The sequence below is a fragment of the Xanthomonas sp. NCPPB 1638 genome (assembly GCF_041475635.2).
GTDB classification, from domain to species: domain Bacteria; phylum Pseudomonadota; class Gammaproteobacteria; order Xanthomonadales; family Xanthomonadaceae; genus Xanthomonas; species Xanthomonas cucurbitae.
This window is the reverse complement of the sequence record NZ_CM192984.1, coordinates 3,113,086-3,139,697: the sequence shown is the minus strand read 5'-3', so window position 1 is coordinate 3,139,697 and position 26,612 is coordinate 3,113,086. Positions and strand designations below refer to the sequence as shown.

The 26,612-nt window shown below is 67.1% G+C and carries 19 protein-coding genes, 1 pseudogene and 1 riboswitch; of the genes and pseudogenes, 8 read left to right on the top strand and 12 right to left on the bottom strand.

The annotated features are described in order from the left end of the window. Positions 1-107: 107 nt before the first annotated feature. A complete protein-coding gene (hslO, locus tag ACCQ13_RS13600; protein WP_159407342.1) occupies positions 108-998 on the bottom strand; it encodes an Hsp33 family molecular chaperone HslO in 891 nt (296 codons plus the stop codon). A 75-nt stretch (positions 999-1,073) separates the two neighbouring features. On the opposite strand from hslO, the gene mtgA reads away from it, so the two are divergent. Next, entirely contained in the window at positions 1,074-1,811 is a 738-nt protein-coding gene (gene mtgA / locus ACCQ13_RS13595; protein WP_159407341.1) for a monofunctional biosynthetic peptidoglycan transglycosylase, read from the top strand. 2 nt (positions 1,812-1,813) lie between these two features. Then, positions 1,814-2,821: a glycosyltransferase family 2 protein gene (locus ACCQ13_RS13590; RefSeq protein WP_104603057.1), complete on the top strand. Its 1,008-nt coding sequence runs from the start codon at positions 1,814-1,816 to the stop codon at positions 2,819-2,821. Between the two features lie 49 nt (positions 2,822-2,870). Here ACCQ13_RS13590 and ACCQ13_RS13585 read toward each other — a convergent pair whose 3' ends face one another. From ACCQ13_RS13585 to ACCQ13_RS13570, 4 genes and pseudogenes are all read right to left on the bottom strand, one after another. Next, positions 2,871-4,763, bottom strand: coding sequence for an AsmA family protein (locus tag ACCQ13_RS13585; RefSeq protein ID WP_223214459.1), 1,893 nt, complete (start codon positions 4,761-4,763; stop codon positions 2,871-2,873). Between the two features lie 120 nt (positions 4,764-4,883). Next, positions 4,884-5,528, bottom strand: a complete 645-nt coding sequence (gene trhA, locus ACCQ13_RS13580; protein WP_104603059.1) for a PAQR family membrane homeostasis protein TrhA — start codon at positions 5,526-5,528, stop codon at positions 4,884-4,886. A gap of 75 nt (positions 5,529-5,603) precedes the next feature. Then, entirely contained in the window at positions 5,604-7,208 is a 1,605-nt protein-coding gene (locus ACCQ13_RS13575; RefSeq protein WP_104603060.1) for a peptide chain release factor 3, read from the bottom strand. Positions 7,209-7,329: 121 nt separating this feature from the next. Next, positions 7,330-8,209 (bottom strand): annotated as a pseudogene (locus tag ACCQ13_RS13570) (M23 family metallopeptidase). A gap of 156 nt (positions 8,210-8,365) precedes the next feature. After that, positions 8,366-8,485, top strand: a riboswitch (SAM riboswitch). Between the two features lie 71 nt (positions 8,486-8,556). Between ACCQ13_RS13570 and metX the strand changes: the two are divergent. Genes metX through ACCQ13_RS13555 form a run of 3 tightly spaced genes read left to right on the top strand, consistent with a single transcriptional unit; the run spans position 8,557 to position 11,887 of the window. Beyond that, entirely contained in the window at positions 8,557-9,588 is a 1,032-nt protein-coding gene (gene metX / locus ACCQ13_RS13565; protein ID WP_104603062.1) for a homoserine O-succinyltransferase MetX, read from the top strand. Beyond that, positions 9,585-10,802 carry an O-succinylhomoserine (thiol)-lyase gene (locus tag ACCQ13_RS13560; protein WP_104603063.1) on the top strand — a complete coding sequence of 406 codons (1,218 nt, stop codon included), beginning with the start codon at positions 9,585-9,587 and terminating at the stop codon, positions 10,800-10,802. The genes metX and ACCQ13_RS13560 overlap by 4 nt, the downstream gene beginning before the upstream one ends. Further along, positions 10,799-11,887: a homoserine dehydrogenase family protein gene (locus ACCQ13_RS13555; RefSeq protein WP_167526920.1), complete on the top strand. Its 1,089-nt coding sequence runs from the start codon at positions 10,799-10,801 to the stop codon at positions 11,885-11,887. Before ACCQ13_RS13560 ends, ACCQ13_RS13555 begins: the two co-directional genes overlap by 4 nt. A gap of 90 nt (positions 11,888-11,977) precedes the next feature. Here ACCQ13_RS13555 and ACCQ13_RS13550 read toward each other — a convergent pair whose 3' ends face one another. Then, positions 11,978-12,985, bottom strand: a complete 1,008-nt coding sequence (locus tag ACCQ13_RS13550; protein ID WP_104603065.1) for an alpha/beta fold hydrolase — start codon at positions 12,983-12,985, stop codon at positions 11,978-11,980. Between the two features lie 281 nt (positions 12,986-13,266). Next, positions 13,267-14,649 carry an L-serine ammonia-lyase gene (locus ACCQ13_RS13545; protein ID WP_104603066.1) on the bottom strand — a complete coding sequence of 461 codons (1,383 nt, stop codon included), beginning with the start codon at positions 14,647-14,649 and terminating at the stop codon, positions 13,267-13,269. A gap of 84 nt (positions 14,650-14,733) precedes the next feature. Here ACCQ13_RS13545 and ACCQ13_RS13540 point away from each other — a divergent pair, with 84 nt between their 5' ends. After that, positions 14,734-14,976, top strand: coding sequence for a glutaredoxin family protein (locus ACCQ13_RS13540; RefSeq protein ID WP_159407339.1), 243 nt, complete (start codon positions 14,734-14,736; stop codon positions 14,974-14,976). A 19-nt stretch (positions 14,977-14,995) separates the two neighbouring features. On the opposite strand, the gene ACCQ13_RS13535 is transcribed toward ACCQ13_RS13540, so the two are convergent. The 4 genes from ACCQ13_RS13535 to ACCQ13_RS13520 all read right to left on the bottom strand — a co-directional run bounded on the left by ACCQ13_RS13535 (position 14,996) and on the right by ACCQ13_RS13520 (position 17,509). Next, the gene (locus tag ACCQ13_RS13535) at positions 14,996-15,574 is read right to left on the bottom strand and encodes a cold shock domain-containing protein (protein WP_159407338.1); all 579 of its coding nucleotides are present in this window, start codon (positions 15,572-15,574) and stop codon (positions 14,996-14,998) included. Between the two features lie 133 nt (positions 15,575-15,707). Beyond that, positions 15,708-16,277, bottom strand: a complete 570-nt coding sequence (locus tag ACCQ13_RS13530; RefSeq protein WP_104603069.1) for a YceI family protein — start codon at positions 16,275-16,277, stop codon at positions 15,708-15,710. 9 nt (positions 16,278-16,286) lie between these two features. Continuing rightward, entirely contained in the window at positions 16,287-16,850 is a 564-nt protein-coding gene (locus tag ACCQ13_RS13525) for a cytochrome b (RefSeq protein ID WP_159407337.1), read from the bottom strand. Then, entirely contained in the window at positions 16,847-17,509 is a 663-nt protein-coding gene (locus ACCQ13_RS13520) for a YceI family protein (RefSeq protein ID WP_159407336.1), read from the bottom strand. The genes ACCQ13_RS13525 and ACCQ13_RS13520 overlap by 4 nt, the downstream gene beginning before the upstream one ends. Before the next feature lie 96 nt (positions 17,510-17,605). On the opposite strand from ACCQ13_RS13520, the gene ACCQ13_RS13515 reads away from it, so the two are divergent. After that, positions 17,606-21,175 carry a hybrid sensor histidine kinase/response regulator gene (locus ACCQ13_RS13515; protein WP_104603072.1) on the top strand — a complete coding sequence of 1,190 codons (3,570 nt, stop codon included), beginning with the start codon at positions 17,606-17,608 and terminating at the stop codon, positions 21,173-21,175. A 310-nt stretch (positions 21,176-21,485) separates the two neighbouring features. Continuing rightward, a complete protein-coding gene (locus ACCQ13_RS13510; RefSeq protein ID WP_223214329.1) occupies positions 21,486-25,052 on the top strand; it encodes a hybrid sensor histidine kinase/response regulator in 3,567 nt (1,188 codons plus the stop codon). Between the two features lie 46 nt (positions 25,053-25,098). Here ACCQ13_RS13510 and mdtD read toward each other — a convergent pair whose 3' ends face one another. Continuing rightward, positions 25,099-26,526, bottom strand: a complete 1,428-nt coding sequence (gene mdtD, locus ACCQ13_RS13505; protein WP_104603074.1) for a multidrug transporter subunit MdtD — start codon at positions 26,524-26,526, stop codon at positions 25,099-25,101. Positions 26,527-26,612 lie beyond the last annotated feature (86 nt).

Genomic DNA, 26,612 nt, shown 5'->3' with positions numbered 1-26,612 from the left:
ACCCAGGGGCAGTTGTTAAGTTCCCGAAAGCGGGCACTGGAGGATGCTAGGGGGTTTATGATTATTTAACAAGTGCTCGCAGCCCCCGAAACACCCCGCAATGCTATCTATTGCAACCGTTCCGGTGCCTGCTGGGAGGGCCGCGCTGCGCTGAAAAGTACGGCCAGATCGGTCAACGGAAAGTGATACTCACGGCCGCAGAATTCGCAGCGCACCTCCACGCTGCCGGTCTGTTCTGCGGCGGCGCGCGCCTCTTCTTCGCCCAGCGACTGCAGCATCGAGGCGACCCGTTCGCGCGAGCAGGAGCAGCCGAAACGGAGCGGCTTGCTGCCCATCAGCTGGGTATCTTCTTCGTGGAACAGGCGGTGCAGCAGGTCGGCGCTGGCGACCGACAGCAGCTCCGGCGCGCCGAGCGTGTCGAACAGGGCGCCGATGCGGGTCCAGCCGTCGCTGTCGCCTTCGTCGCCGGGTAGCTTCTGCAGCAACAGGCCGGCGGCCTGGTCCGGGCCGGCCGCCAGCAACAGGCGGGTCGGCAGCTGTTCGGACTGCTGGAAGTAGGTCTCGAAGGCTTCCGCCAGGTCCGCAGCCTGCATGCCGACCAGGCTCTGGTAGCGCTGCGGCTCGCGCGGGTCCAGGCCGGGGTTTTCGATGGTGATCGCCAGCAGGGCGGCCTCGCCCAGCTCGCGCAGGTCGGTCGGTGCGTCGGCGCCGTCGGCTAGCTGCACGATGCCGCGCAAGGTGCCGGCGGCAGTGCATTCGGCGAACAGGGTGCGCAGCGTGTCGTTGCCGCGCAGCTGTACGGACAGGCGCCCGTCCACCTTGGTGTGGCCGGTGAACAGCGCGGCCGCCACCGCAGCTTCGCCGAGCAGCTGGCGGGCGGCTGGCGGATAGTCGGCGGCGCCCTGAATGTCCTGCCAGGCCTGGGTCAGACGCACGTGGACTCCGCGCACGCCGGCGGCAGGCAGCAGGAAACGGGAAAGCTGATCGAGATCGGTCATGGAGACACCGGACGTAAGGGACGCCGGTTGCCGGATAATGCGGCAGGCATCGGGATTGAAGGTCGAAGCGAACTAATGGGGACGGATGCATTGGATGGCAAGCAGGGGACGCCACCGCGGCGCAGACGCTGGCTGCGCTGGCTATTGGCCGCACCGCTGCTGTTTGCCGCCGCGAGCGTGTTGCAGGTGCTGGTGCTGCGGGTGGTCGATCCGCCGATCAGCAGCATGATGGTGGGGCGCTATCTGGAAGCGTGGGGCGAGGGCGACGTCGGGTTTTCCCTGCAGCAGCAATGGCGCGACTACGAAAAGATCGCCGCCAGCCTGCCGATCTCGGTGGTGGCGGCAGAGGATCAGCAGTTCCCGATGCATCATGGGTTCGATCTGCAGGCCATCGAAAAGGCGCGCGACCACAATGCGCGCGGCGGGCGGGTGCGTGGTGCGAGCACGATCAGCCAGCAGGTCGCCAAGAACGTGTTCCTGTGGCAGGGCCGCAGCTGGCTGCGCAAGGGCCTGGAGGCCTGGTACACGGTGCTGATCGAGCTGTTCTGGCCCAAGCAGCGCATCTTGGAGATGTATCTCAACGTGGCCGAGTTCGGCGACGGCGTGTATGGCGCGCAGGCGGCTGCCCGGCAGTTCTGGGGCAAGGACGCGGCCGGGCTGTCGCCGGCCGAGTCGGCGCGTCTGGCCGCGGTGCTGCCATCGCCACGCCGTTATGACGCGCGCCGCCCCGGCGCCTATGTGCAGCGGCGCACGGCGTGGATCCAGCGGCAGGCACGCCAGTTGGGCGGCGCTGCCTACCTGCAGGCGAAGTGAGCATGCAAGCGTGCGACGAGGTGGTGCCGGTGACGACCGAACGCCTGACGGTGGTGATCGCGGCCTACAACGAAGAGACCAGCATTCCGTTGCTGCATCCACGTCTGTGCGCAGTGCTGGCAGGCCTGGCCGGCGTGCACACGCAGGTGCTGTATGTCGACGACGGCAGCACCGATGCCACCTGGGAGGTGGTGCAGGCGCTGGCGCAGGCCGATCCGCAGGTGAGTGCGCTGCGCTTGTCGCGCAATTTCGGCAAGGAAGTGGCGGTGTCTGCGGGCCTGGACCATGTATTGCCTGGCGCGGTGGTCTTGCTTGACGCCGACGGCCAGGACCCGCCGGAACTGATTCCCGAATTCGTCGCGCTATGGCGTGCCGGCTACGACAACATCTTCGGTACGCGGGTCTTTCGCGAAGGAGAAAGTTGGCTCAAGCGCAGTGCCGCGCATGCCTTCTATCGGGTGATCCGGCGGCTGTCGCGCACGCCGATCCCGGCCGATACCGGCGATTTTCGCCTGCTGTCGCCACGGGTCGTGCAGGCCTTGCAGCAACTGCGTGAGCGCCACCGTTTCATGAAGGGGCTGTTCGGCTGGGTGGGATTCCGGCAGGTGGCACTTCCCTACCGGCGCGCGCCACGCTTATCCGGACGCAGCAAGTTCAGCGTCTGGCGCTTGTGGAATTTCGCGCTGGACGGCATTACCAGCTTTTCCACGGTGCCGCTGCGGGCGGCGACGTATCTGGGCCTGCTGACGGCGGCAGTGGCCTTCGTATTCGGTACCTGGGTGGTCGTCAAGGCCGCATTGGTGGGCGATCCGGTGGCCGGGTGGCCGACGATGATGTCGGTGATCCTGTTCCTGGGCGGCATCCAGTTGATCGCGCTGGGCCTGATCGGCGAATACCTGGGCAGGCTGTACGACGAAGCCAAGCAACGCCCGTTGTATCTGGTCGATACCCAGTGCGGTGCTGCCGTGGACCTGGCCGGGCGGCACCAGACCACGCGCGCAGCGGGCTAGGCGGTCTGCGGGCCCGTTGGCCTGTCGCACTCCGGGAGGCGGACCACGTTCACTGCGCGTACTTGCCGCCGCAATCGCTGTCCTTGCCCGTGCCGGGTTCAAAGGTGGCCAGCAGGGCTGCCGGCGGTGCGATGCTGCCCAGCGCCACCGCGATGGCGCCGCGGATGCCCAGGGCCTTGAAGTCCGGCCGGAACGAGGGGTCCTTGAATGTCCCGGCAATGCGCAGCGGCGAGCGCAGGCTCAGGATGCTGCGGTCCTTCGGGCGTGGGCGGAGCAACAGATCCAGGGTTTCATTCTTCAGGCTGATGTTGCCTTCGCCGACGATGATGGTATCGGTGCTGTCGAAGGCCAGCGCGCGCGATTGCATCATTCCGTCCTGCACGCCGAAGTCGCCGAAGATGCAGCGCACCGGAATCTGCCGGTCCTTGGTGATGAGGTATTTCAGCGACTCGGCGATGTCCAGCCCGGCCAGCTCCATGATCAGGTTGCCGACATGGCCGCGGCCCATGCCCACGCCGATCGAGCCATCCGCGCTGCCCAGCATCGCGGCGATCGAATTGCCGCGCCCGCGCAGATCCAGGTCTCCGCCGATGGCGCCGGAGGCCTGCTTGGCGAGCGTGACATCGGGAAACAGCCGGTCCAGCCGGATGCCGCGGATGCCGGCTTTCAGATGGGTGGCGATGACCGCGTTGCGCGCATCCATGCGGATGGTGGAGCGGATATCGCCGCCGGCCACGCCGAAGTTGAGTGGCTCCAGCTGCAGCAGCCCGTCCTTGAGGTTCAGCGAGGCATCCATGTCATCCAGCGGCCAGGACGGCGCATCGATGCGCTGGGCACGCCAGCGCACCTGCGCATCCATGGCGCGTAGCTTGGACAGGTCATATGGTGTGGCGGGCAGGATGCGCGCGCTGGCGGCAAGCTGGCTGGCCTGCTTCTTCTGTTCGGCATTGGCCGATTCGTTGCCCCCGGTCTTGGGCGATGCGCCGACAAAACCGGCCAGATCGTCGAAATCCAGGCGTTTGGACGCCAGGTCTGCGCGCAGGAACGGGCGCTTGTTGCGTAGGTCGATTTCCGCGGAGCCGGACAGGTCGCTGTCGCCGGCAGTGCCGGTGAACTTTTCGTAGCGCCATACATCGCCATTGCGCCGCAAGCGGCCATCCAGCGTGTAGGGAGGCGTGGACGGGATGGCCACGCCGGTCAACGGATACAGGTCCTGCATGTCCTGGCCACTGAGCGCCATCTGCAGGTCGAACACGCGGAACTGGAACGGGTTGGTCAGGGTGCCGCGCACATGCGCGCGCGTGGCACCGGCACGGGCGCGCAGATCGATGCGGAAGGGGTGTTCGCTCTGGCTCAGCTCCAGTGGCGACGCCGTGGCGCCCTTCACGCTGAAGGGCGCGCCTGTCCAGCGGCCGCTGCCCTGGATGCTGATCGGCGCAGCGCGTTGGTCACTGCGCGGCGGCGCCAGGCTGTTGATCGTCACATCGATATCCGAGCGGCCGGTGTCGTCGATGTAGCGCAGCCGCCCATTGCGCACCAGCAACCGGCCCAGGCGCGGCATGCTGCCGTCGCCGCCGCTGGTGTCCAACACCCAGTTGCCGGGGTGACGGTCGTTGCCGGCTTCCAGCAGTACGCTCGGATGCTCCAGACGAATCTCCGGCAGGCGGACCTCGCCGCGCAGCAGCGGCCACAGCTCCACATCGATCTCGGCCGCGTTCAACGTCGCCATCGCGCCGCGCTTGGACCAGTCCGCATTGCCAAGCTGCAGGGCTTGGCCGCGGATGGTGATGGTGCGGCCCAGATCCACGTCCAGATGACCCAGATGGAATTGGCGGCCAGTCTTGGCGCTGACCGCACGCTCGACCGGGCCACGCAGCCAGTTCCAGTCGAACAGGATCAGGAAGACGATCACAAGGACGGCAACGGTGCCGAGCCCGATCAGCCAGCGTCGCCGACGCAGTGGGTGGGAGGCGCGAGGATTGGCGGTCTGAGGCACGTTGGTCACGTGCGCATGGTTGGCGATCGCTCGTGCAGGGCGCGCGAACGCCCGCACCATCCTCCCTCACATCACTTGCTCGATCACCGCAACGAAGTGGCAGGCGCTACCGGCAAGCACGAACAGGTGCCAGATCGCATGGAAGTAACGCTGCGTATCGCGCTGATAGAAGTAGGTGCCCAGCGTATAGAACAGCCCACCCGCCAGCAGCCAGCACAGCGACCAGGTGTCGACCGAGCGTAGCAGCGGCTGGATCGCCACGATGATGAGCCAGCCCATGCCCAGATACAGCCCGGTCGACAGCAGGCGAAAGCGGCCGGTGAAGAACAGCTTGAAGATCACCCCGGCCGCAGCGATGGTCCAGATGGCGGCGAACAAGCCCCAGCCCCACGGGCCGCGCAGGTTGACCAGCGTAAACGGGGTGTAGGTGCCGGCGATCAATAGATAGATCGCGCAGTGATCCAGCACCTGCAGGCGCGCCTTGGCGCCCGGATGCGGGATGGCATGGAACAGCGTGGAGGCGACGTAGAGCAACACCAGCGTGGCACTGAACACGATGGAGGTAGCCAGCTGCCAGCCATCGCCGTAGATGGCGGCCAATGTAATCAGCACCGAACCGCCGGCCAGGGCGGCGATGGCACCCAGGCCGTGGGTCACGGCACTGGCAATTTCGTCGCGCAGGTCGGTGGAGGGGGAAGCGTCTGCGTTCATTCCAAAAAGGTACCGCAACTGCGAGCAATTCGCATTGCCGGCAGTGACGTGTGCCTATTGCGGTTCAAGCGCGGGTCAATCGACGGCCCTGGCATGCGCGTGTTCGCGGGTGGCCGAGAAGCGCACATCCGGCGCGCGTTCCTGCGCCAGTTGCAGGTTCACGCGGGTCGGTGCCAGGTAGACCAGTTCGCCGGCCGCGTCGATGCCCAGGTTGCCGGCATTCTTTTCGCGAAATTCCTCCAGCTTCTTCGCGTTCTCGCAATGCACCCAGCGCGCGGTGGTCACGCTGACCGGCTCGAAGATCGCATCCACGCCGTATTCGTCCTTGAGCCGGTAGGCCACCACGTCGAACTGCAGCACGCCTACCGCACCCAGGATCAGATCGTTGCTCATCAAGGGGCGGAAGAACTGCGTGGCGCCTTCTTCGGACAGCTGCGCCAGACCCTTCTGCAGTTGCTTGAGCTTGAGCGGGTCGCGCAGGCGCGCGCGGCGGAACAGTTCCGGTGCGAAGTTGGGAATGCCGGTGAACGACAGCGATTCGCCTTCGGTGAAGGTGTCGCCGATGGAGATGGTGCCGTGGTTGTGGATGCCGATCACATCGCCCGGCCAGGCTTCGGCGGCGATCTCGCGGTCGGAGGCCATGAAGGTCAGCGCGTTGGCCAGCTTGACCTCCTTGCCACTGCGCACGTGCAGCGCCTTCATGCCGGCAGTGAACTTGCCCGAACACACACGCATGAATGCCACGCGGTCGCGGTGCTGCGGGTCCATGTTGGCCTGGATCTTGAACACGAAGCCGCTCAATTTTGGCTCGGTGGCTTCGACACGGCGGCCGGTGGTGTCGCGCGCCTGCGGCGGCGGTGCGTGTTGCACGAAGAAATCCAGCAGCGGCTGCACACCGAAGTTGTTGACGCCCGAGCCGAAGAACACCGGGGTCTGCTGGCCGGCGCGATAGGCCTGCAGGTCGAACGGATTGCTGGCGCCCTGCACCAGCTCCAGCTCGTCGCGCAATTCGGCCAACATCTGCTCGCCGATCTTGGCAGCCAGGCCAGGTGCATCCAGCGACGGGAAGATGGTCGAGTCCTGGCGGGTGAAGTTGCGGCCCTGTTCGTACAGATGCACTTCGCCGGTGATGAGGTGTACCACGCCCTTCAGGCGCTGGCCCATGCCGATCGGCCAGGTGACCGGCGCGCACTGGATGCCGAGCACGGTTTCCACTTCGTCCAGCAGATCGATCGGGTTCTTGCCTTCGCGATCGAGCTTGTTGATGAAGGTCATGATGGGGGTGTCGCGCAGGCGGCAGACTTCCATCAACTTGATGGTGCGTTCTTCCACGCCCTTGGCCACGTCGATCACCATCAGCGCCGAGTCCACCGCGGTGAGCACGCGGTAGGTGTCCTCGCCGAAGTCGGCGTGGCCGGGCGTATCGAGCAGGTTGACGATCTTGTCCTCGTACGGGAACTGCATCACCGAGGAGGTCACCGAGATGCCGCGCTCCTTTTCCAGCGCCATCCAGTCCGAGGTGGCATGGCGGGCGGCCTTGCGGCCCTTCACCGAGCCGGCCATCTGGATCGCACCGCCGAACAACAGCAGCTTTTCGGTCAACGTGGTCTTGCCTGCGTCGGGGTGGGAAATGATGGCGAAGGTGCGCCGGCGCGCGGCTTCGTTGGAGACTTCGGACATGGGCGGTGCGCGCCCGGTCGGACGCCTGCAGAAACTGAGGAAGCCGGTGATTATAGCGGCTTCGGCGGGGCAGGCCTTTGCTGGCTGCCGGCCGGGCCTGCGCGGCCTGGCCGCCGCCGCCCTAAGGAGCTGGCGAGGGAAACTGCAGTTCGCCCTGCGGCCCCAGCATGCGGAACGGCAGCGAGACCAGCTGCAGGCCGGCATTGCGCTGGACCGAGAAATGCAGGTGCGCCGCGGTGCTATAGCCGGTATTGCCGGAGGCGCCGAGCCGCTCGCCGGTGCCAACCCACTGGCCGAGCCGCACCGCCATTCCGCCCGGCGCCAGGTGGGCGTACAGCGCCATGCTGCCGTCGGCGTGCAGCAGCCGCACCAGGTTGCCGCCGCCGGCAGCCGGGTCGTCGGCGCTGCCGGCGGTCACGTCCTGGCGCAGCTCCATCACCACGCCCGCGCGCGCGGCCAGTACCGGCGTGCCCTGTGGCAGCGCGAAGTCCACCGCATACCAGTTGGCCAGGTCGGTATGGCTGAAGTGGCCGCCGTAGCCCTGATCCACCTGCACCGGCTGGTCGCGGAAGGGCAGCTGGTAGTGCACCGGCTGCGGCTGGGCCTGCGGATCGCCAGCCACCAGCTCCAGCCTGAGGTTAAGCCCGGCGAGTGTGCGCTGGCTGCTGGCCGGATAGAGCCGGGCAAGCAGGCGGCGTTCGTGTGCCGCCAGCAGCACCGTCAGCGGCAACGGCGGCACCGCGCGGTAGTCCTCGCTGGATGGCGCGCTCAGCCGAACCTGTGCCGGCCCGGCCAGCGGATTGCTGACCCAGACCAGATAGACCGGTGCCTGCCATTCCAGCTGCAGCGCCGGGCCGGCGTCGGTCGCGGTGGGGAGCGGTTGGGTGGCGGTGGATGCGGAAGGCACTGCGGCCGGGCCGGGCCAGTGCCAGTGCAGTTGCGCAGCGGCAGTGGCCGCGCAGATCGGCAGCACGACGGCAAGCGTGGCGCAGATCGCGCAAATGCGGCGGCGAAACAGAGGATGGGACACGCGATCGAGCCGGGCGAGAGGGCGCAAGTATGCGGCCGGGCACGCCGGGCGGTGGTATCGGATGAAAATATATCTTTCCATCCGCATGAAGCGATTGACATCCCGGAAGTGGGGTGGCATCTTAGCCTCACCATCGAGACCGGCGGAGGGACAGGCCCTTTGATGCCGGGGCAGCCAGCGGAGCGCGCAAGCGCCCGCGTTTGGTGCCAAATCCTGCGGGGACCACGCGTCCGCCGAAAGATGGTTCGACTCGTGCCTTGCGCACGTCGAACGCGAGCTCCCGCGAAGCTCGATGGCCGATCCACCCCGGATATCGCCATGAGCCTCGTGACCACAGCATCGCCCACCACGTCTGATGACCTTGCAACACGCGCCGCCGAAACCGCCGGCCCCGCTGCCGTGCGCGGCGAACTGGTGGTGTCGCTGCCGATGCGACACGCCGGGCTGCGCACGCTGCGGCTGCGCTACGAGCTGGTCGGAGCCGCCAACGCGCCGGTCGTGTTCGTGGCCGGCGGCATCTCTGCGCACCGGCATCTGGCCGCCAACGCCGTGTATCCCGAGAAGGGCTGGGTGGATGGCCTGGTGGGCGCCGGCCGCGCGCTGGATCCGGCATCGCGTCGCCTGCTGGCGTTCGATTTCCTGGGCGCCGACGGCACCCTGGATGCGCCGATCGATACCGCCGACCAGGCCGACGCGATCGCTGCATTGCTGGATGCGCTGGGCATCACCCGCCTGCACGGCTTTGTCGGCTATTCCTATGGCGCGTTGGTCGGGCTGCAATTGGCCACCCGCCATGCCGGCCGCGTCGGCACCTTGGTCGCCGTCAGCGGTGCGCACCGCGCGCATCCGTATGCGGCAGCGTGGCGCGCCCTGCAGCGCCGCGCGGTGGCGCTGGGCCAGCTGCAATGCGCGGAACATCACGGCCTGGCGCTGGCGCGTCAGTTCGCCATGCTCAGCTACCGCACGCCGGAAGAATTCAGCGAGCGCTTCGACGCGCCGCCGGAAGTCATCAATGGCCGCGTGCGGGTAGCGGCCGAAGACTATCTGGATGCCGCCGGCGCGCAGTACGTGGCGCGCACGCCGGTGGCTGCCTACCTGCGTCTGTCCGAATCCATCGACCTGCACCGCATCGACCCCGCGCAGGTGGGCGTGCCCACCGTGGTGGTGGCGGTGGAGGGCGACCGTTTGGTGCCGCTGGCCGACATGGTCGGCCTGGTCGAAGGGCTGGGCCCGCGCGGCAGCCTGCGCGTGCTGCGCTCGCCGTATGGCCATGACGCCTTCCTGAAAGAAATCGATCGCATCGACGCGATCCTGACCACTGCCCTTCGCATCACCGGAGAAACCGCATGAGCTTTCGTGACCCTGCCGACGCCCCCTGTACTGCCGCCACTGCCGCCGTGCGCGCCGGTATCGACCGCGATACCGCCTACGGCGCGGTGACTCCGCCGATCGTGCTGTCGTCGAACTTCTCGTTCGACGGGTTCGGCAACAAGCGCCAGTACGACTACACCCGCAGCGGCAACCCCACCCGCGACCTGCTCGGCGAAGCGCTGGCCGAACTGGAAGGCGGTGCCGGCGGGGTCATCACCTCCACCGGCATGGGCGCGATCAATCTGGTGCTCAATGCGGTGCTGCAGCCGGGTGACACGCTGGTGGTGCCGCACGATGCCTACGGTGGCAGCTGGCGGCTGTTCAATGCGTTGGCCAAGAAAGGCCATTTTGCACTGGTCACCGCCGATCTCACCGACCCGCGTTCGCTGGCCGATGCGTTGGCGCAGTCGCCCAAGCTGGTACTGATCGAAACCCCGTCCAACCCGCTGCTGCGCATCACCGACCTGCGCTTCGTCATCGAAGCGGCGAAGAAGGTGGGCGCGCTGACCGTGGTCGACAACACGTTCCTGTCGCCGGCGCTGCAGAAGCCGCTGGACTTCGGCGCTGATCTGGTACTGCATTCCACGACCAAGTACATCAACGGCCACAGCGACGTGGTGGGCGGTGCGGTGGTGGCGCGCGATGCGCAGTTGCATCAGCAGTTGGTGTGGTGGGCCAACGCGCTGGGCCTGACCGGTTCGCCGTTCGACGCCTTCCTCACCTTGCGCGGGCTGCGCACGCTGGATGCGCGCCTGCGCGTGCACCAGGAAAACGCCGATGCCATCGCTGCGCTGCTGGACGGGCATGCAGCGGTCAACCAGGTGTATTTCCCGGGGCTGGCCTCGCACCCGGGCCATGCCCTGGCCGCGCGCCAGCAGAAGGGTTTCGGGGCGATGATGAGTTTCGAGTTGCACGGTGGCGAAGCGGCGGTGCGGGCCTTCGTCGATGGCCTGCGCTACTTCACCCTGGCCGAATCGTTGGGCGGCGTGGAGAGCCTGATCGCGCATCCGGCCTCGATGACGCATGCGGCGATGACCGCCGAAGCACGCGCGGCGGCCGGGATTTCCGATGGTTTGCTGCGGCTGTCGATCGGCATCGAATCGACCGAGGATCTGCTGATCGATCTGCGTGCCGGTCTGGCCCGCGCAGCAGCCACCCTGACCACAGCCAACCGCAAACAGGTCGACGCGTGAGCACTGTGCTGCCTGTTTCGCGCCGCGCTCCGGTCGCTGCGGTGAGGCCCACGCCGCGGCTGGCCTTGCTGGGCACTGGCACCGTGGGGCGCGCTTTTGTAACGCGCTATACCGCGCTACAGGAGCGTCAACTGCGGTTGCCGCGCTTTGATTGGCTGGCGAATTCGCGCATTGCGCACGACTGTGGCGTCAGTGCGGAACAGGCGCTGCAACAGGCCAATGCCGCCCCGCGCGGCCAGGCGGTATTGCAGCCCTGGGCAGAAACCACCGCGCTGCGTGCCGGTGATGTGTTGGTGGATGCAACTGCCAGCGATGTCGTAGCCGATTGGCATGTGGAATGGCTGTTGCGTGGGGTGCACGTGGTCACGGCCAACAAACTGGGGCAGGGCACTGCGTTGTCGCGGTCGCAGGCCTTGCATGCGGCGCGCCATGCCAGTGGCGCGCAGTACGGCGACAGTGCCACCGTGGGCGCCGGGTTGCCGGTGCTGAGCAGCGTGCGTGCGCTGGTCGCCGGTGGCGACCATATCCATTCGATCGAAGGCGTGTTGTCCGGATCGTTGGCATGGTTGTTCCATCGTTATGACGGGAGCGTTGCCTTTTCGGACTGTGTGCGCGAGGCAGTGGCGGCGGGCTATACCGAGCCGGATCCGCGCATCGATCTGTCCGGTGAGGACGTGCGGCGCAAGCTGCTGATCCTGGCGCGTGCGGCGGGTTGGCAACTGGAGTCCGAACAGGTGCATGTGGAATCGCTGGTGCCCGAGCGCATCGCGCGGCTACCGCTTGACGCAGTGGAGCCGCAGCTGGGCGCGCTGGATGCCGTGGTCGGTGCGCGTTGGCAACAGGCACGGGCTGCCGGACGTTGCCTGCGGTTCGTTGGGCGCGTGGATGCCCATGGTGCAAGCGTGGGATTGCGTGAGCTGGCGCTGGACCATCCCCTGGCCGGCGGTGCCGGGACCGACAACCGCGTGGCGATCGGCAGCGACCGCTATCGCACGCAGCCCTTGCTGATCCAGGGGCCGGGTGCGGGCGCCGAAGTCACCGCTGCTGCATTGCTGGACGATGTGTTGCGGATCGTGGCTGGGTGATCGGCCCGGCATGGAGTTGGGCCACCGTTCGGAAGTGGGTGCTGTGGCGATGCGCAATGACCTGAGTCGTCCCGCATCGCCATGCAGGAGTTACTGCGCAATCGCCTTCAACAGCGCCGCATTGAAGCGTGCCGGGTCTTGTACCTGCGGTGAATGTCCCAGGTCGGCGAATTCGATCAGTTTCGCATTCGGAATCGCGGCTGCCGCGCGCTTGCCTAGCTGGGTGTAATCGCCCACGCGTGCCTTGACCTCAGGCGGTGCGCTGTCCTTGCCGATGGCGGTGCGGTCCTTGAGACCGATGAACAGCGTGGTCGGTACGGTCAGTTTGGGCAGTTCGTAGACCACTGGCTGGTTGAATAGCATGTCCGAGGCCAGTGCCTGATTCCACGCCACTGCCTGCTTGCCCTTGCCCAATGACATGCCGGCCTGCATGCGCGCCCAGCGTTCGAACTGCGGTGTCCATTGGCCGCCGTAGTACACCTCCATCTGGTACTTCTTGATCCGTTCGAAGCTGGTTTTCAGCTCGTTGGCGTACCAGGCATCCACGCTGCGCCACGGGACGCCTTCGGCCTTCCAGTCTTCCAGGCCGATGGGAGCGACCAGGGCCAGCTGTTCGGTGGCGTGCGGGTACAGTAGCGCATAGCGGATCGCCAGCATGCCGCCCATGGAATGGCCGACCACCACCGCACGTTCGATGCCGAGCTTTTTCAGCAATGCATGCGTGTTGTCGGCCAGTTGTGCGACCGAGAACTGGTAGGCGGCCGGCTTGCTGGATTTGCAGAAGCCGATCTGGTCTGGCGCGATGACCCGGTAGCCGGCTTTGCTCAGCGCGGCGATGCTGTCTTGCCAGGTGGCGGCGCAGAAGTTCTTGCCGTGCAGCAACACCACGGTGCGCCCGTTGGGCGTGCCGGTCGGCGCGACATCCAGGTAGGCCATTTCCAGCGCCTGCTGTTGCGAGGTGAACGCATAGCTCTTGACTGGGTACGGGTAATCGAAACCTTCCAGGCGCGGGCCGTAATTGGTTTCCTGCGCCATCAGCGGACTGCAGGCCAGGGCGAGCGTGAGGGTGAAAGCGCGCTTTCGCATCGTGATGTCCATCCAGATCCAGACGCTGACGGTACCGCCACCGATGTGGTGGGGGCGTACAGCCGGGCGAGGTTGAACGGGCGCTGCAGGCGCGTTGCTGGCGATTGCGTGGGTGACCAAGTTGCAGTGCGCCGGCCCCTGTTGCCCTCATCCGCGCTTCGCGCACCTTCTCCCGCATGCGGGAGAAGGGCAGTGCATCATTCGCGTTGGGTGTTGCCCTCATCCGCGCTTTGCGCACCTTCTCCCACACGCGGGAGAAGGGCAGTGCATCCGTGCGTGCTCACGCGATTGGCTCAGCACTCGATGACGTTCACCGCCAGCCCGCCGCGGCTGGTTTCCTTGTACTTGTCCTGCATGTCGCGGCCGGTGTCGCGCATGGTCTTGATGACCTTGTCCAGCGAGACCTTGTGCTTGCCGTCGCCGCGCATGGCCATGCGGCTGGCATTGATGGCCTTGACCGCGCCCATCGCATTGCGTTCGATGCACGGAATCTGCACCAGCCCGCCGATCGGGTCGCAGGTCAGGCCGAGGTTGTGTTCCATGCCGATTTCCGCAGCATTTTCGATCTGGCCCGGGTTGCCGCCGAGCGCGGCGACCAGGCCGCCGGCGGCCATTGAGCAGGCCACGCCCACTTCGCCCTGGCAGCCGACTTCGGCGCCGGAGATCGAGGCGTTTTCCTTGTAGAGAATGCCGATGGCTGCGGCGGTGAGTAGGAAGTCGAAGATGCGCTCTTCCGATGCGCCTGCGCAGAAGCGGTCGAAGTAATGCAACACCGCCGGAATGATGCCGGCCGCGCCGTTGGTGGGCGCGGTAACCACGCGGCCACCGGCGGCGTTCTCTTCGTTGACCGCCAATGCGTACAGATTGACCCAGTCCAGCGTGGTCAGTGGGTCGCGCATGGCCGCTTCCGGCTTGGACGAGAGCTCGCGATACAGCGCCGGCGCACGCCGCGAGACGTTCAGGCCGCCGGGTAGGGTGCCTTCCTCGCGGATGCCGCGCGTCACGCAGGACTGCATCGCATTCCAGAGTTCGCGCAGGCCATGACGGATCTCTTCTTCGCTGCGCCAGCTCTTTTCGTTCTCGAACATCAGCGCGGCAATGCTCAAGCCGCTGCGCGCGCATTGCGCCAGCAGTTCGTCGCCGCTGAGGAACGGATACGGCAGTGGCGTTTCATCGGCCACGATGCGGTCGTCGGCCGCATCGTCCTGGTTGACCACGAAGCCGCCGCCGACCGAGTAGTAATCGCGCGTGGCGATCACCGCTTCATTGGCGTCGTAGGCGGTGAAGCGCATGCCATTGGTGTGGTACGGCAGCTTCTGCCGCTTGTTCATCGGCAGGTCGCGTTTTTCGTCGAAGCCGATGGCGTGCTGGCCCATCAGGGTGAGGCGCTTGCTGGCGCGGATGCGCTCCAGCGTGGCCGGGATGATGTCCGGGTCGATCAGGTTGGGGCGGTGGCCTTCCAGCCCGAGCAACACCGCCTTGTCGGTGCCATGGCCACGGCCGGTGAGCGCCAGCGAGCCGAACACTTCGGCGCGGATGCGCACCACCTCGTGCAGGCGGCCCGCGTCGAGCAACCAACGGTGCACGAAGCGCTCGGCGGCACGCATCGGCCCCACGGTGTGGGAAGAACTGGGGCCGATACCGATCTTGAAGAGGTCGAACGTGCTGACAGCCATGGGTGCCGTAAGGTGAGCGTAAAGGCGGCTATTCTAGTCGTTCGGCGATTGCGGCACGGCTGCAGCGCAGCATGAGACCTCCACATGGCCCTGACCCTGTACCAGCGCGACGACTGCCACCTGTGCGATCAGGCCATCGCCGTACTGGCGCAGGTGCGTGCGGGCGACTTCTGCAGCGTGTTCATCGATGACGACGACGCACTGGAGGCCGCCTATGGCCCAAGGGTGCCGGTGCTGCGCGATGCGCAGGGGCGGGAGCTGGATTGGCCGTTCGATGGTCAGCGGCTGAGTGCCTGGTTGCAGCAAGGTCGCGCCCAGGTCGGGTAGGTGGGGTGGTCGCCTTAGATCAGCGGCACCACTGCTGCTCGCAAGGCACGCCGTCGCGATCGCCATCCATCTGGGTATTGGGGCAGTGCTGCAACACGTAGGTGGCGTCGGCACAAGAATGCATTTGCGAACAATGGGTACGGCCATCGCAGCGGGGGGAGGCCGGGGTGGCAGCGGGCGTTGCTGTCTGGTGTGCCAGCGGCGGTGCCGGCTCGGCCTCGGCATTGGGGGTGAGCGCTGCGCTCAGTGCATCGCGTTGCTGATAGGCGAACGCCGCGCCACCGGTCAGCAGCATCAGCAGCATCACCCGGCCCAGCCCGAGTTGGAAGCCACTGGTCGCCGCGCGCAGTGCGCGGCGATGGGGGGAGGGCGCATGCCTGCCGGCCTGCGCACCGGCGCGGATGATGCGGATCGCCCGCAGGCGCCCGTCCGGACCGGCTTCGGTCTCAAACGAGATCAGCTCGCCAATGCGCGGCGCCTGCGCGCCGCGTTCGAAGGCCGAGATGTGTACGAACACCTCCTCGCCCTGCCCCGCCGGAGTGATGAAGCCAAAGCCTCGGTCGGCATTGAAGCGGGTCAACGTTCCGTGTGTGCGCATCGTTCGCGTCCTCGAAGTCAGCCCCCAGTGTAGCTGTCCTACGGTGTCATTCCATACTACAGGCACAAAAAAGCGGCGGACCCGACGAGGGTGTCCGCCGCTCAGTGGCCGCGTCCGGTTGCGGCCTGTGGCGTTACTTCGCCTTCAACACGACCTTGGTGCTGATCGCGGTTTCGTTGGGAATGGTCTTGGTGTCGGCCCAGTCACCACCGCCCACGCCGAAGTCCAGCCGCTTCACCACGGCCTTGCCGGCCAGCACTGGCTGCGCGCCGGGGGTCCAGGTGAAGGTCAGCGTGACCGGCTTGCTGACCCCGCGCAGCTCCAGGGTGCCGTCGGCGGCGTACTGGTTGCCGCCCAGGGCACGGAATTTATCGGCGCGATACCGCGCCGTGGCGAACTTGGCGACGTTGAAGAAGTCCGGACCCTGCAGGGTCGAGTCGCGGTCGTTGTTGCCGCTGACCGCGCTGGCCAGTGGAATGCGCACGTCGAGTCTGGCGCCGGCCAGGTTGGCCGGATCGAAACTCAGCGTGGTATCGAAGCCGGGGAACTTGCCGGTGAACACTTCGCCGTCGTATTTGCTGGCGAACGCCAGCGTGGAGCCGGGGGCCTGGACATAGTCGGCGGCCAGCACCGGGGCAGCCGCAAGAGTGGCCACCAACGACGCGGCGACCAGCAGGGGAGAGGCGGACAGCTTGGACGACATGGGGAATCCTTAGGGTCTGGAAGAAAGCCAGCCGCGTGGCAACATCCGCGCCAGGGTAGCGTCACGCTGGAACAGGTGGTGGTAGAACGCGGCGCCGGCATGTGCCAGCACCACCGCAATCAGCAGCCAGAAGCCCCATTCGTGGATGAAGTGCGCGATGGCGCGCAGGTGTTCGTCCGGCGGGCTGAGCTTGGGCACGTCGAACAGGCCGAACCAGCGGAACTGCCGCAGGCCGCTGGTGGAGTCGTACAGCCAGCCCGACAGCGGCATGGCGAAGATCATCGCGTACAGCAGCCAATGGGTGAGCCCGGCAATGCGTTCCTGCCAGCGCGGCGTGCCGGCCACCGGTGGCGGGGCGCCCGCATGGATCCGCCAGCCCAGCCGCACGATCACCAGCGCCAGCACGCTCAGCCCTACCGACTTGTGCGCGGTGTAGACCCAGAAATACTTTGGTGTCTTGGGCAGCTCGCCCATGGTCAGGCCGACGATGCCCAGTGCCAGGATCAGCAGCGCGATCAACCAGTGCAGGGTCTGGCTGACGCCGCCCCAGCGGTCGGTGTTCTTCAGGCTCATGTTCCCGATTCCTGGCTGGCGGCGGTGTCCGGCGGGGTGGGTGCGGCTTGCGGCGGGGCGGCCTCGTCGTCGGCGCGGCCTTCGCGCACCGCTTCGGCTTCGATGCGCAATTTCACGCTGTCGCCGATCATCGATTTCCAGGCATCGATGCCGAACTCGGCCCGGCTCAGCGTGGCGGTGGCGGAGAACCCGGCGGTGCGGCGAAACGGCGGCAGCGGATGGCGCTTGAGCGCGTTGAGGGTCACCTCCAGGGTGACCGGGCGGGTGACGCCGCGCAGGGTGAGGTTGCCGGTGACCCTGGCGCGGTTCTCGCCCGTGGCCTCCACGCGCGTGGAGATGAAATGTGCGTCGGGAAAGTGCTCGGCGTCGAGTAGGTTGTGTGCCAGGGTGGCCTGGTTCCACTTGGCATCGCCCAGGTCGGCGCGCTGCAGCGGCACGCTGACATCGAGCCGCGCCGATGCCCAGTCGTCCGGGTCGAAGACCAGGCTGCCGGTACTGCCGGACACCGTGCCCAATGCCTTGGAAAAGCCGGCATGCTCGACCGCGAACAGCACCCGGGTATGCACCGGATCCAGCGCGTAGCGCACCGGTGCGGCGGTGGCGGCCAGGCTGGTCAAGGCCAGGGCGGGAAGCAGCAACAGGCGGGCGAGCGGGGTCATGGACGGATTCTAGACATATCCCGCCACGCCGCGGGTGGCTTGCACTTGCAACGATCCATTGCGAGCATGCGGGCTGGACGAGGAAGGGATTCCCCCATGCGTGTGCTGATCGTGGTGCTGGCCGTGCTGCTGGGTGTGCTGCCGTGTGCGGCCAGGATCCCGGAAGTGCCCCGCTTCCGGGTGGTGGGCCCCGGCGATGGGCTTCCATCGACCATGGTGGTGGCCATCGCGCAGGATCGTGCGGGGTACCTGTGGCTTGCCACGCTGGATGGCCTGGTGCGCTACGACGGCGCCGGCTTCAGGACCTGGCGTCACGATCCGGCCGATCCCAGGTCGTTGCCCTGCAATGCGATCCAGGCGCTGTACATCGATACGCTGGACAGGCTGTGGATCGGATGCGGCAAGACATTGAGCGTCATGAACGCCAGCCGCAGCCGTTTTCGGCATTATCGCGCGGCCGACTATCCGTTGCTGAAGGATGGCCAGATCTTCAGCATCGCCGCCTTCGATGGCGCCATCTGGGTCGGGACCACCAGCGGCGCGCTGGTGCGCATCGATGCCGCAGGTGGGATGTCGGCGATCGACCTGGGCACGGTCGAGGGCAAGCTCGACCAGTCCATGGTGATGAACCTGGCTGTCGATACCCGGCACCGGCTGTGGATCGGCACCAGCAATGGGTTGGCCTACTACGACGGAAAACGGCTGCATCGCGAATACGTGCCGGGTGAGGAGAATCCGCAGGCGGCCATCTTCGGTCTGCAATGGACGGGGGATCGGCTATGGCTGGGGAGCGATGCGGGCCTGCATGTGCGCGGGCCGGGAGATCAATGGCAAGCGCTGTCCTGGGCGGGCATGTTCGGTGTCGGCAATGAGCTGTGGGGCGCGGTCGCCGCCCCGGATGGGGAGTTTTGGCTGGGCAGCGGGCGTGGCTTGTGGCGCACACGTGGCAAGCTGCCACCGGTGCCCGTCTTCAACGGGGAAGGGCCGTTATCGCGGCGCAATGTCGTCGGTCTGATGGGGGCGGCCGATGGCGGGCTGTGGGTTCCGATGCACGGTACCGGGCTCGGTTATCTGCCTGCCGACTGGAAGCGCACGGCGGTCATCAAGCCCGCCGTGCCGACTGGCGATGCGATCTACTGCAACCTGGCCCCGGCGACCCGATCCGGCGGCCTGTGGCAGGTGGATGCCGAAGGCCGCCTGCTGCGCGTGGACCTGAGTAGCGGCGACAAGTTCCAAACCGGCCTGCAGTCGCCGCATCTCAAGGAGATGGAGCTGGTGTCGGCCTTGGAGGACCGCTTTCAGCGCGTGTGGCTGGGCAACCTCGGTTTCGGCCTGTCGCGCATGGACCTGCGCACTGGCGAGCTGGTCCACTGGCCATCGGACGGTCCCGAGCCGGCATCGGCGCTCTCGCCGCCGGAATGGATCGTCGAGGATGGCGATACCGTCTGGATGGTGTTCATGGACATGCTGCAACAACGCGATCTGCGCAGCGGCCGGGTACTGCAGCGCATCACCGCGCAGGACCTGCGCGGGCTGCGCGACATCGACGTGCAGCAGTTGGCGCTGGGGCCCGATGGCCGCATCTGGGTGGCGGGCGAGGGTGGCATGTTCGCGTGGGAGTCGGCCTTGCGGCGCTTCGTGCCGGTGGCGGGTCTGCAAGGCGCACAGATCCAGGCATTCGCCAGCCAATCTGCGCAGCAGTTCTGGGCCTACCGTGCCACCGGTGCAGAGCAATGGGCACTGACCAAAGGTCGCTGGACGCGCGTGCAACAGGTGGGAGAGAAAGAGGGGTTGTCAGGGTTCGACGCTGCTGCAATGCAGATCGACCCGCGCGGGCGGGTGTGGATTTCCAGCCTGCGCGGATTGTGGCGAATCGATCCGTCGGTCACTCCGGCGCGCGTGCGCAATATCGGTACGCGTGATGGCCTGACCAGCCAGGAGTTCGTCCAACACTGCCTGCTGATGGCCGGCGATACCTTGATCGGCGCGACCAGTGACGGTTCGACGGTGCTGCTGGACACGGCCATGCCCGACAGCGCGCCGGTGGTTCCGGCCCTGCAGCTCGAACACGTCAGCGTGCTGCGCAATGGCGCCCGTATCGCGTTGCCGATGCATCGTCCGTTCGAACTCGGGCCCGGGGACCGGCAATTGCAGATCGTCGGCCGGTTGCTGTCGTATACCGATCCGGTGTCCAACCGCTACCGCAGCTTTCTGAAGGGCTTCGATACGGAGTGGCAGGCCTTCAGCACCACTGGGATACGCGAATTTACCAGCCTGCCCGCCGGCAACTACGAGCTCGCATTGCAGGGCGTGGACCCGTCGGGCAATCGTTCGCCAGTGCGCTTGCTGCAGTTTTCGGTGCGGCCGCCGTGGTGGCGGAGCGGGCCGGGCATCGCGCTGATCTGTCTGCTCGGGATGGTGCTGGCTGCGCTGTTGGCCGCGCTCTACCGCCGCCGTGTCCGCATGCGGGCGCAATGGCAGCTGGCCCAGCACAAGCGCGAGCTGGCCGAGCAGGCGTCCCTGGCCAAGACGCGATTCCTGGCAACCCTGGGGCACGAGGTGCGTACGCCGATGACCGGTGTCCTGGGCATGAGCGAATTGCTGTTGCAGACGCCGCTGGATACGCGCCAGCGCGGCTATGCCGGTGCGATCCAGTCCGCCGGCAAGCATTTGTTGCGGCTGGTCAACGATGCGCTGGACCTGGCCCGGATCGAGGCCGGCAAGTTTCCGCTGGACGACCGCGATTTCGATCTGCGCCAGGCGATCCGCCAGGTGGTCGAGCTGGTGCGTCCCAGCGCCGAGCAGAAGCAGCTGCGCTTCGACTGCGAACTGGACGACGTGCTGCCGCCGGCATTGCATGGCGACGCCAGCCGGGTCCAGCAGATCCTGCTGAACCTGCTGTTCAACGCGGTCAAGTTCACCGAGCGTGGCAGCGTGCAGTTGCGGGTCTTGGCGTTGCCGCACTCCGATACGCAAGGCATCCGGGTGGAGGTGCGCGATACCGGTCCGGGGATGAGCGCCGAGCAGCGCGGGCGCCTGTTCCAGCGCTTCGAACAGGCCGAGGGCGCACTCACGCTGGCCCGGCATGGTGGCAGCGGGCTGGGCCTGGCGATCTGCCGCGAGCTGGCGGCGGCGATGGGCGGCGTGGTGGAGGTCCGCAGCGAACTGGGCCAGGGCGCGTGCTTCGTCGTCGAGTTGCCGTTGCGGTGGGTGATGACCCTGCCCGTGGTCGCACCTGGTGCGGTCGCGGCGAGCGCGGCGCGGGAACAGGCGCCGTTGCGGTTGCTGCTGGTCGAAGACGACCCCACCGTGGCGCAGGTGATGATCGGCTTGCTGCAGGCGCATGGACACGCAGTGACCCACGTGCTGCATGGGCTGGCGGCGCTGGCCGAGGTGAGCACCCAGCGCTTCGATGCCGGCCTGTGCGACCTGGACCTGCCCGGCATCGACGGCGCCGCCCTGGTCGCGCAGCTGCGCTCGCGCGGCGTGCACTTCCCCATCGTGGCGGTGACTGCGCGTGCCGACGCCGACGCCCAGCCACAGGCAATGGCTGCCGGTTGCAATGGGTTCCTGCGCAAGCCGGTGACCGGCGACTTGCTGGCGCAGGCGTTGGCGCAGGCACTTGCCACTGCCACCGATGCGGCGGGCGAGGGCGCGGCTGGATAGGCGGCCGGGAACGTGCCGCCAGCACGCTGCGCCGCGTGCCCGGCGCACGCACAACGCGCCGGCGCTGCGTGTTAGGGGCCACGCGGCCGGGGCGATCGGTCGCCTGGCGCTGGCGACGCGCCTGCCGCGTGATCGCGACAGCATCGCGTGCCGGGACGCCGCCCTGCGAGGTGGCCCAGTCTGCGCTGCTGCAGCCTGCGGCCCCGTGTGTTGCCAGCCTGCGATGCGGTGCGCACTATGCGTGCAAAGCAAACAAGGACCCGCGTTGCAAGCCAGATCTCTTTCCCCGCGCAGGCCGATGACCGTGGCGATGGCGCGGTCCCGGTTGCTGTGGTGCCTGCTGGCCCTGTGCGGATGGCCGGCATCGGGGTTCGGCGCGTTGCCGGAACTGCCGCAACCGCGTCAGTTGACGGTGGCCGACGGGCTGCCGTCCAACATCGTGTACGGGCTCGAAGAGGATGCCAATGGCTATCTTTGGTTGGCCAGCAGCGATGGGCTGGCACGCTACGACGGCCGCAACTTCCGTATCTGGCGAGTCGAGGACGGACTGCGCGACAACCAGGTGTGGGCGGTGCACGTCGACAAGCGTAACCAGGTCTGGATCGGGACCGGCATGGCTGGCCTGGCCATGCTGGATGCAGCGCGTCATGGATTTACCTTCTACGACGGCAGCCGCTATCCGGCGCTGCGTGGCGCGGTGATCTGGAACATCGTCTCCACCGGTGACGGCAGCATCTGGTTCGGCACCGAGAGCAGCGGGCTGTTCAGGTTGCGGGCCAACGGCACGCTGGAGCACTTCGCGCATCGCGCCGATGATCCGCGCAGCCTGCCCGACGAGGCCATCTACCAGCTGGTCGTCGATACTCGCGGAACGCTGTGGGTGGGAACGGCCAACGGCCTGGCGCGCTGGACCGGCAAGGACTTCGAGCGTCAGCCGTTGCCCCGGGGAACCGCGCAGATCATCACCCAAGTGACCGCCGACCCCGACGGCAGTCTCTGGATCGGCACCAGCGACGACACCTTGTTACGGCGCGACCAACAGGGTGGCCTGCGTCCGCACGGCTGGCAGGCACCGGCCCGGTATCCGGTGCTGGGGGTGCTGCTGCGCGACCAAGACGGCAGCTACTGGCTCGATACCGCAGCCGGCCTGGGGCATGCCACCGACAGCCAGGTGCACGACGTCCCGCTCTACAACGCGTCCACGCATGGCCGCGTGCGCCCCAACTGGGAGGCGGCCTACCAGGATCGCGAGGGTGGGGTGTGGTTCGCCAGCCCCCTCGGCGGTCTCTGGCATCTGCCATCGAACTGGCGGCGGTTCGCGGTGGTGGTGAACCACAAGGACGCAGGCGAGCAGGGCGGCAACCTGGCGTTTCAGGCCACCGCCAGATCCCGCGATGGGCGCTTCTGGCTGGTGGGCAGTTCCGGCGCGCTGGAGCGCGTCGATCCTGTGCAAGGCCGGATCGAGCTGGTGGTGCCGTCACTGGGGACGCAAAGCTGGTCGTTCAGCGTGCTCGAAGATCGCAAGGGCCGGGTGTGGGTGGGGAGTTTCGGCCAGCTGACGCGCTACGACCCCGCCAACGGAGCGTTGCGGCAGTGGACGTCGGCCGATGACCGCTCGCCTGCAGCTGCACGGGATTCCGCGTCGGATGCCACCATCGACAGCCTGACGCAGACCGCCGATGGACATCTCTGGATCCAGACACCGGCGGCGTTGCAGGAGCGCGATGAGGACGGCCACGTCCTGCGCAACCTGCAACGAGGTACTCACGGTCTGGCGCACGATCTGGTGATGCACCGTCTCCAGCGGGGGCCGGATGGTGCGTTGTGGCTGGCCGGCAACCACGGCCTGCTGCGCTGGAATGCGGCCAGCGAGCGCTTTGCCCCCATCGCCGGTGCGCCGACGGAGCAGATCTTCGACTTTCGCTTCAGCGACAACGAAGTGGCCTGGTTTGCCGGCATGGGGGAGCTGCACCGCTACCTCTGGAAGGATGGCCTCTTGCGGCACCTGGATACGGTGGGCGCCGAACAGGAGTTTCCCATGCTCGCCGCGCAGGGCCTGGTGATCGATCGTGACGGCGTGGCCTGGCTGTCGAGCATGCGCGGCCTGATCCGGGTCGATCCGGCCACGCGTGGCGTGCGCGTGTTCGGTGTGCATGATGGCCTGCCCAACCCGCAGTTCGTGCCGCATTCGTTGTCGCAGTCGTCCAAGGGCATGATCGTGGGCGCCACCCCGGACGGGTTGGTGATCTTCGACCCGGCCCAGCTCAAGCCCAAGGACCATCGGGTACCGCTGGTCATCGAACGGGTGGGCCTGCGGCGTGGCGAGCGCGGGCTGGATGTAAGCCATCTCCAGCCGCTGGTGGTGCAGGACGGCGATCGCGACCTGCACTTCGTGGCGCGGCTGCTCAGCTTTGCCGACTCCGAATCCAACAGTTACCGCTTCCGTCTGAGTGGCTACGATCCGGACTGGATCGACGTGGGCCCCAGCGGCGAACGCCTGTTCTCGCGCCTGCCCTCCGGGCATTACACCCTGGAAGTGCAGGGGCGGACCGCCGACGGTCTGTGGTCGGAGAGCCAGAAATTGCACTTCCAGGTGCGGCCGCCCTGGTGGCTGGCGCCTTGGGGTCTGATCGCGCTGTGCCTGCTGGCGTTGTGCATCGTGGCCGCCGCGTTGTTGCTGTACCGTCGGCGCCTGCGCCGCCTGAATGCGTGGCAGTTGGCGGTGCACAAGCAGGAACTGGCCGAACAGGCCTCGCGTGCCAAGACCCGTTTCCTGGCCACGCTCGGCCACGAGGTACGCACGCCGATGACCGGTGTACTGGGCATGAGCGAGCTGTTGCTCAAGACCGCGCTGGATTCCCAGCAGCGCGGCTATACCGAATCCATCCGTCGCGCGGGCGCGCATCTGCTGCGCCTTGTCAACGATGCGCTGGATCTGGCGCGGATCGAATCCGGACGCCTGGAACTGGACCTGCAGCCGTTCTCGGTGCGCCAGCTGGTGGCCGAGGTGGAAGCGCTGATGGCGCCACTGGCCCGCGAACGCGGCCTGCACTTCAGCCTGGAGGTCGGGCTGCTGGGCGATATCACCGCCAGCGGCGATCCCACCCGCATCCGCCAGATCCTGCTCAACCTGCTCAGCAACGCGATCAAGTTCACCGAGCATGGCGTGGTGGGCCTCAAGCTGACCACCCTGGGCTCGTATCAGGGGCTGCGCTTCGAAGTGGCCGATACCGGGCCGGGCATCAACGCCGATCAGAAGGAACGGTTGTTCCAGCGCTTCGAGCAGGGCGACGGTGCCCGGACCACCTCGCGCTATGGGGGCAGCGGGCTGGGATTGGCGATCTGCCAGGAACTGGCGCTGGCCATGGGCGGGCATATCGAAGTCATCAGCCGGCTCGGCGCAGGCACGCGCTTCGTCGTGGACCTGCCGCTACGCTGGGTGAGTGCCAATGTCGCGCCGGGGGACGAAGCGCCGCGTGCCAGCGCCAACCTCCCACCGCAGCGCATCCTGCTGGTCGAAGACGACTCCACCATCGCCGAGGTCATCGTGGGCCTGCTGCGGGCACAGCGGCATTCGGTGGTGCATGCACCGCACGGCCTGGCCGCGTTGACCGAAGCGGCCGACGGCACGTTCGACCTGGCGTTGCTGGACCTGGACCTGCCCGGGCTGGACGGCTTTGCGCTGGCCCGGCAACTGCGCGTGTTTGGCTACGACATGCCGCTGATCGCGGTGACGGCGCGCTCGGACGAAGCGGCCGAGCCGGCCGCGCGGGAGGCCGGCTTCGACAGTTTCCTGCGCAAGCCGCTCACCGGCGACATGCTGGCCGAGACCATGGCCGACGCCTTGCGCAGCGCTCGCCCGCGCGAGGACCGCTAGCCCTGGTCAACCACGGGATCCGTGCGGCGGTGGCTTGCAACGCAGGCTACTCGGCCACTGACTCCACGTCCCTGGGATGCGGCCGGGTATCGGCCAGTTGCCAGAAGATCAGCGTGGAGGTCAGCGTGATGGCACCCACGCACAGGAAGGTGGCATGCAGCGCGGCGGTGACACCGTGGCTATTGCCCAGGTGGGTATCGAATGCCGCCAGCAGGCTGCCGGCCGCCGCCGCGCCGAAACCGGTGGACAGCATCATCACCATCGACAGCAGGCTGTTGCCGGGGCTGGCCTGGGCGGGATCCAGGTCGCGCAGGGTCACGGTATTCATGACGGTGAATTGCAGCGAATTCACCCCGCCGAAGCAGGTCAGTTGCAGCAGCCGCAGCCACCACGGCTGGCCCGGCTCGACCAGCGCGAAGCTGCCCATCGCCAGGCCCACCAGCACGGTATTGACCATCAGCGTATTGCGATAGCCGAAGCGGCCGACCAGTACCACCGCAGCGCGCTTGGCGGCCATGCCGGCCAGCGCCACTGGAATCATCAGCAATCCGGCATGCATCGGACTCATGCCCAGGCCCACCTGCAGCAGCAACGGAATCAGCAGCGGCATCGAACCGCTGCCCACCCGCGCGAACAGGTTGCCGAGGATGCCGATGCGGTAACTGGCCACCTTGAACAGCGCCAGGGGAAACAATGCATTGGCGGTCGTACCGGCATGCAGCCAGTAGCCGGCCAGCGCGGCCAGCCCGCCGATCGTCAGCAGCATCACCAGGGCATGCCGCATTCCGGGTTCGGCGATGCCATCGAGCGCCAGCGACAATCCCACCATGCCGAACGCCAGCATCAGATAACCGACCAGGTCGAAGCGTTTGCGTGCATCGCCGTAGTGGTCCGGCATGATCCTGAGCGCGGCGACAAAGCCGACGATCCCGATCGGCAGGTTGATGAGGAACACCCAGTGCCATGACGCCACTTCGACCAACCAGCCGCCCAGTGTGGGGCCGACCAGCGGGCCGATCAGCGCGGGGATCGCGATGAAGCTCATCGCCCGCAGGAAGTCCTCGCGCGCAACCGTCTTAAGCACCGCCAATCTGCCTACCGGCAACAGCATCGCCCCGCCGAACCCTTGCACCACTCGCGCGGCCACCAGCTGCGGCAACTGTTGCGCAGCCGCGCACAGCAGCGAACCCAGGGTGAACACGATGATCGCCGCCAGAAAGGTGCGGCGCGTCCCGAAGCGGTCCGCGATCCAGCCCGAGGCCGGGATGAACATCGCCACCGCCAGCGCGTAGCTGAACACCACCGACTGCATCTGCAGCGGGCTCTCGTGCAGGCTGCGCGCCATCGATGGCAGCGCCGTGTTGACGATGGTGGCATCCAGCATCTGCATGAAGATCGCCAGCGACACCAGCCACAGCAGCGGCTTGATCGTGGCGTAGGCGCGCGCGGCGGGCACGGGGGCGGTGTGAGGCATGGGCATCGCCATCGGGAAGACAGCACATTATCCCCGCGCCGGATGCACAGGGGCGTCATCGCTGGCCTCGATAGGCACGGCGATCG

What these genes read in the sequence shown, in the direction of transcription:
- hslO (WP_159407342.1), bottom strand. Translation starts at nt 998, where the DNA reads ATGACCGATCTCGATCAGCTTTCCCGTTTCCTGCTGCCTGCCGCCGGC.
- mtgA (WP_159407341.1), top strand. Translation starts at nt 1,074, where the DNA reads ATGGGGACGGATGCATTGGATGGCAAGCAGGGGACGCCACCGCGGCGC.
- ACCQ13_RS13590 (WP_104603057.1), top strand. Translation starts at nt 1,814, where the DNA reads ATGCAAGCGTGCGACGAGGTGGTGCCGGTGACGACCGAACGCCTGACG.
- trhA (WP_104603059.1), bottom strand. Translation starts at nt 5,528, where the DNA reads ATGAACGCAGACGCTTCCCCCTCCACCGACCTGCGCGACGAAATTGCC.
- ACCQ13_RS13575 (WP_104603060.1), bottom strand. Translation starts at nt 7,208, where the DNA reads ATGTCCGAAGTCTCCAACGAAGCCGCGCGCCGGCGCACCTTCGCCATC.
- metX (WP_104603062.1), top strand. Translation starts at nt 8,557, where the DNA reads ATGAGCCTCGTGACCACAGCATCGCCCACCACGTCTGATGACCTTGCA.
- ACCQ13_RS13560 (WP_104603063.1), top strand. Translation starts at nt 9,585, where the DNA reads ATGAGCTTTCGTGACCCTGCCGACGCCCCCTGTACTGCCGCCACTGCC.
- ACCQ13_RS13550 (WP_104603065.1), bottom strand. Translation starts at nt 12,985, where the DNA reads ATGGACATCACGATGCGAAAGCGCGCTTTCACCCTCACGCTCGCCCTG.
- ACCQ13_RS13545 (WP_104603066.1), bottom strand. Translation starts at nt 14,649, where the DNA reads ATGGCTGTCAGCACGTTCGACCTCTTCAAGATCGGTATCGGCCCCAGT.
- ACCQ13_RS13540 (WP_159407339.1), top strand. Translation starts at nt 14,734, where the DNA reads ATGGCCCTGACCCTGTACCAGCGCGACGACTGCCACCTGTGCGATCAG.
- ACCQ13_RS13535 (WP_159407338.1), bottom strand. Translation starts at nt 15,574, where the DNA reads ATGCGCACACACGGAACGTTGACCCGCTTCAATGCCGACCGAGGCTTT.
- ACCQ13_RS13530 (WP_104603069.1), bottom strand. Translation starts at nt 16,277, where the DNA reads ATGTCGTCCAAGCTGTCCGCCTCTCCCCTGCTGGTCGCCGCGTCGTTG.
- ACCQ13_RS13525 (WP_159407337.1), bottom strand. Translation starts at nt 16,850, where the DNA reads ATGAGCCTGAAGAACACCGACCGCTGGGGCGGCGTCAGCCAGACCCTG.
- ACCQ13_RS13520 (WP_159407336.1), bottom strand. Translation starts at nt 17,509, where the DNA reads ATGACCCCGCTCGCCCGCCTGTTGCTGCTTCCCGCCCTGGCCTTGACC.
- ACCQ13_RS13515 (WP_104603072.1), top strand. Translation starts at nt 17,606, where the DNA reads ATGCGTGTGCTGATCGTGGTGCTGGCCGTGCTGCTGGGTGTGCTGCCG.
- ACCQ13_RS13510 (WP_223214329.1), top strand. Translation starts at nt 21,486, where the DNA reads ATGGCGCGGTCCCGGTTGCTGTGGTGCCTGCTGGCCCTGTGCGGATGG.
- mdtD (WP_104603074.1), bottom strand. Translation starts at nt 26,526, where the DNA reads ATGCCTCACACCGCCCCCGTGCCCGCCGCGCGCGCCTACGCCACGATC.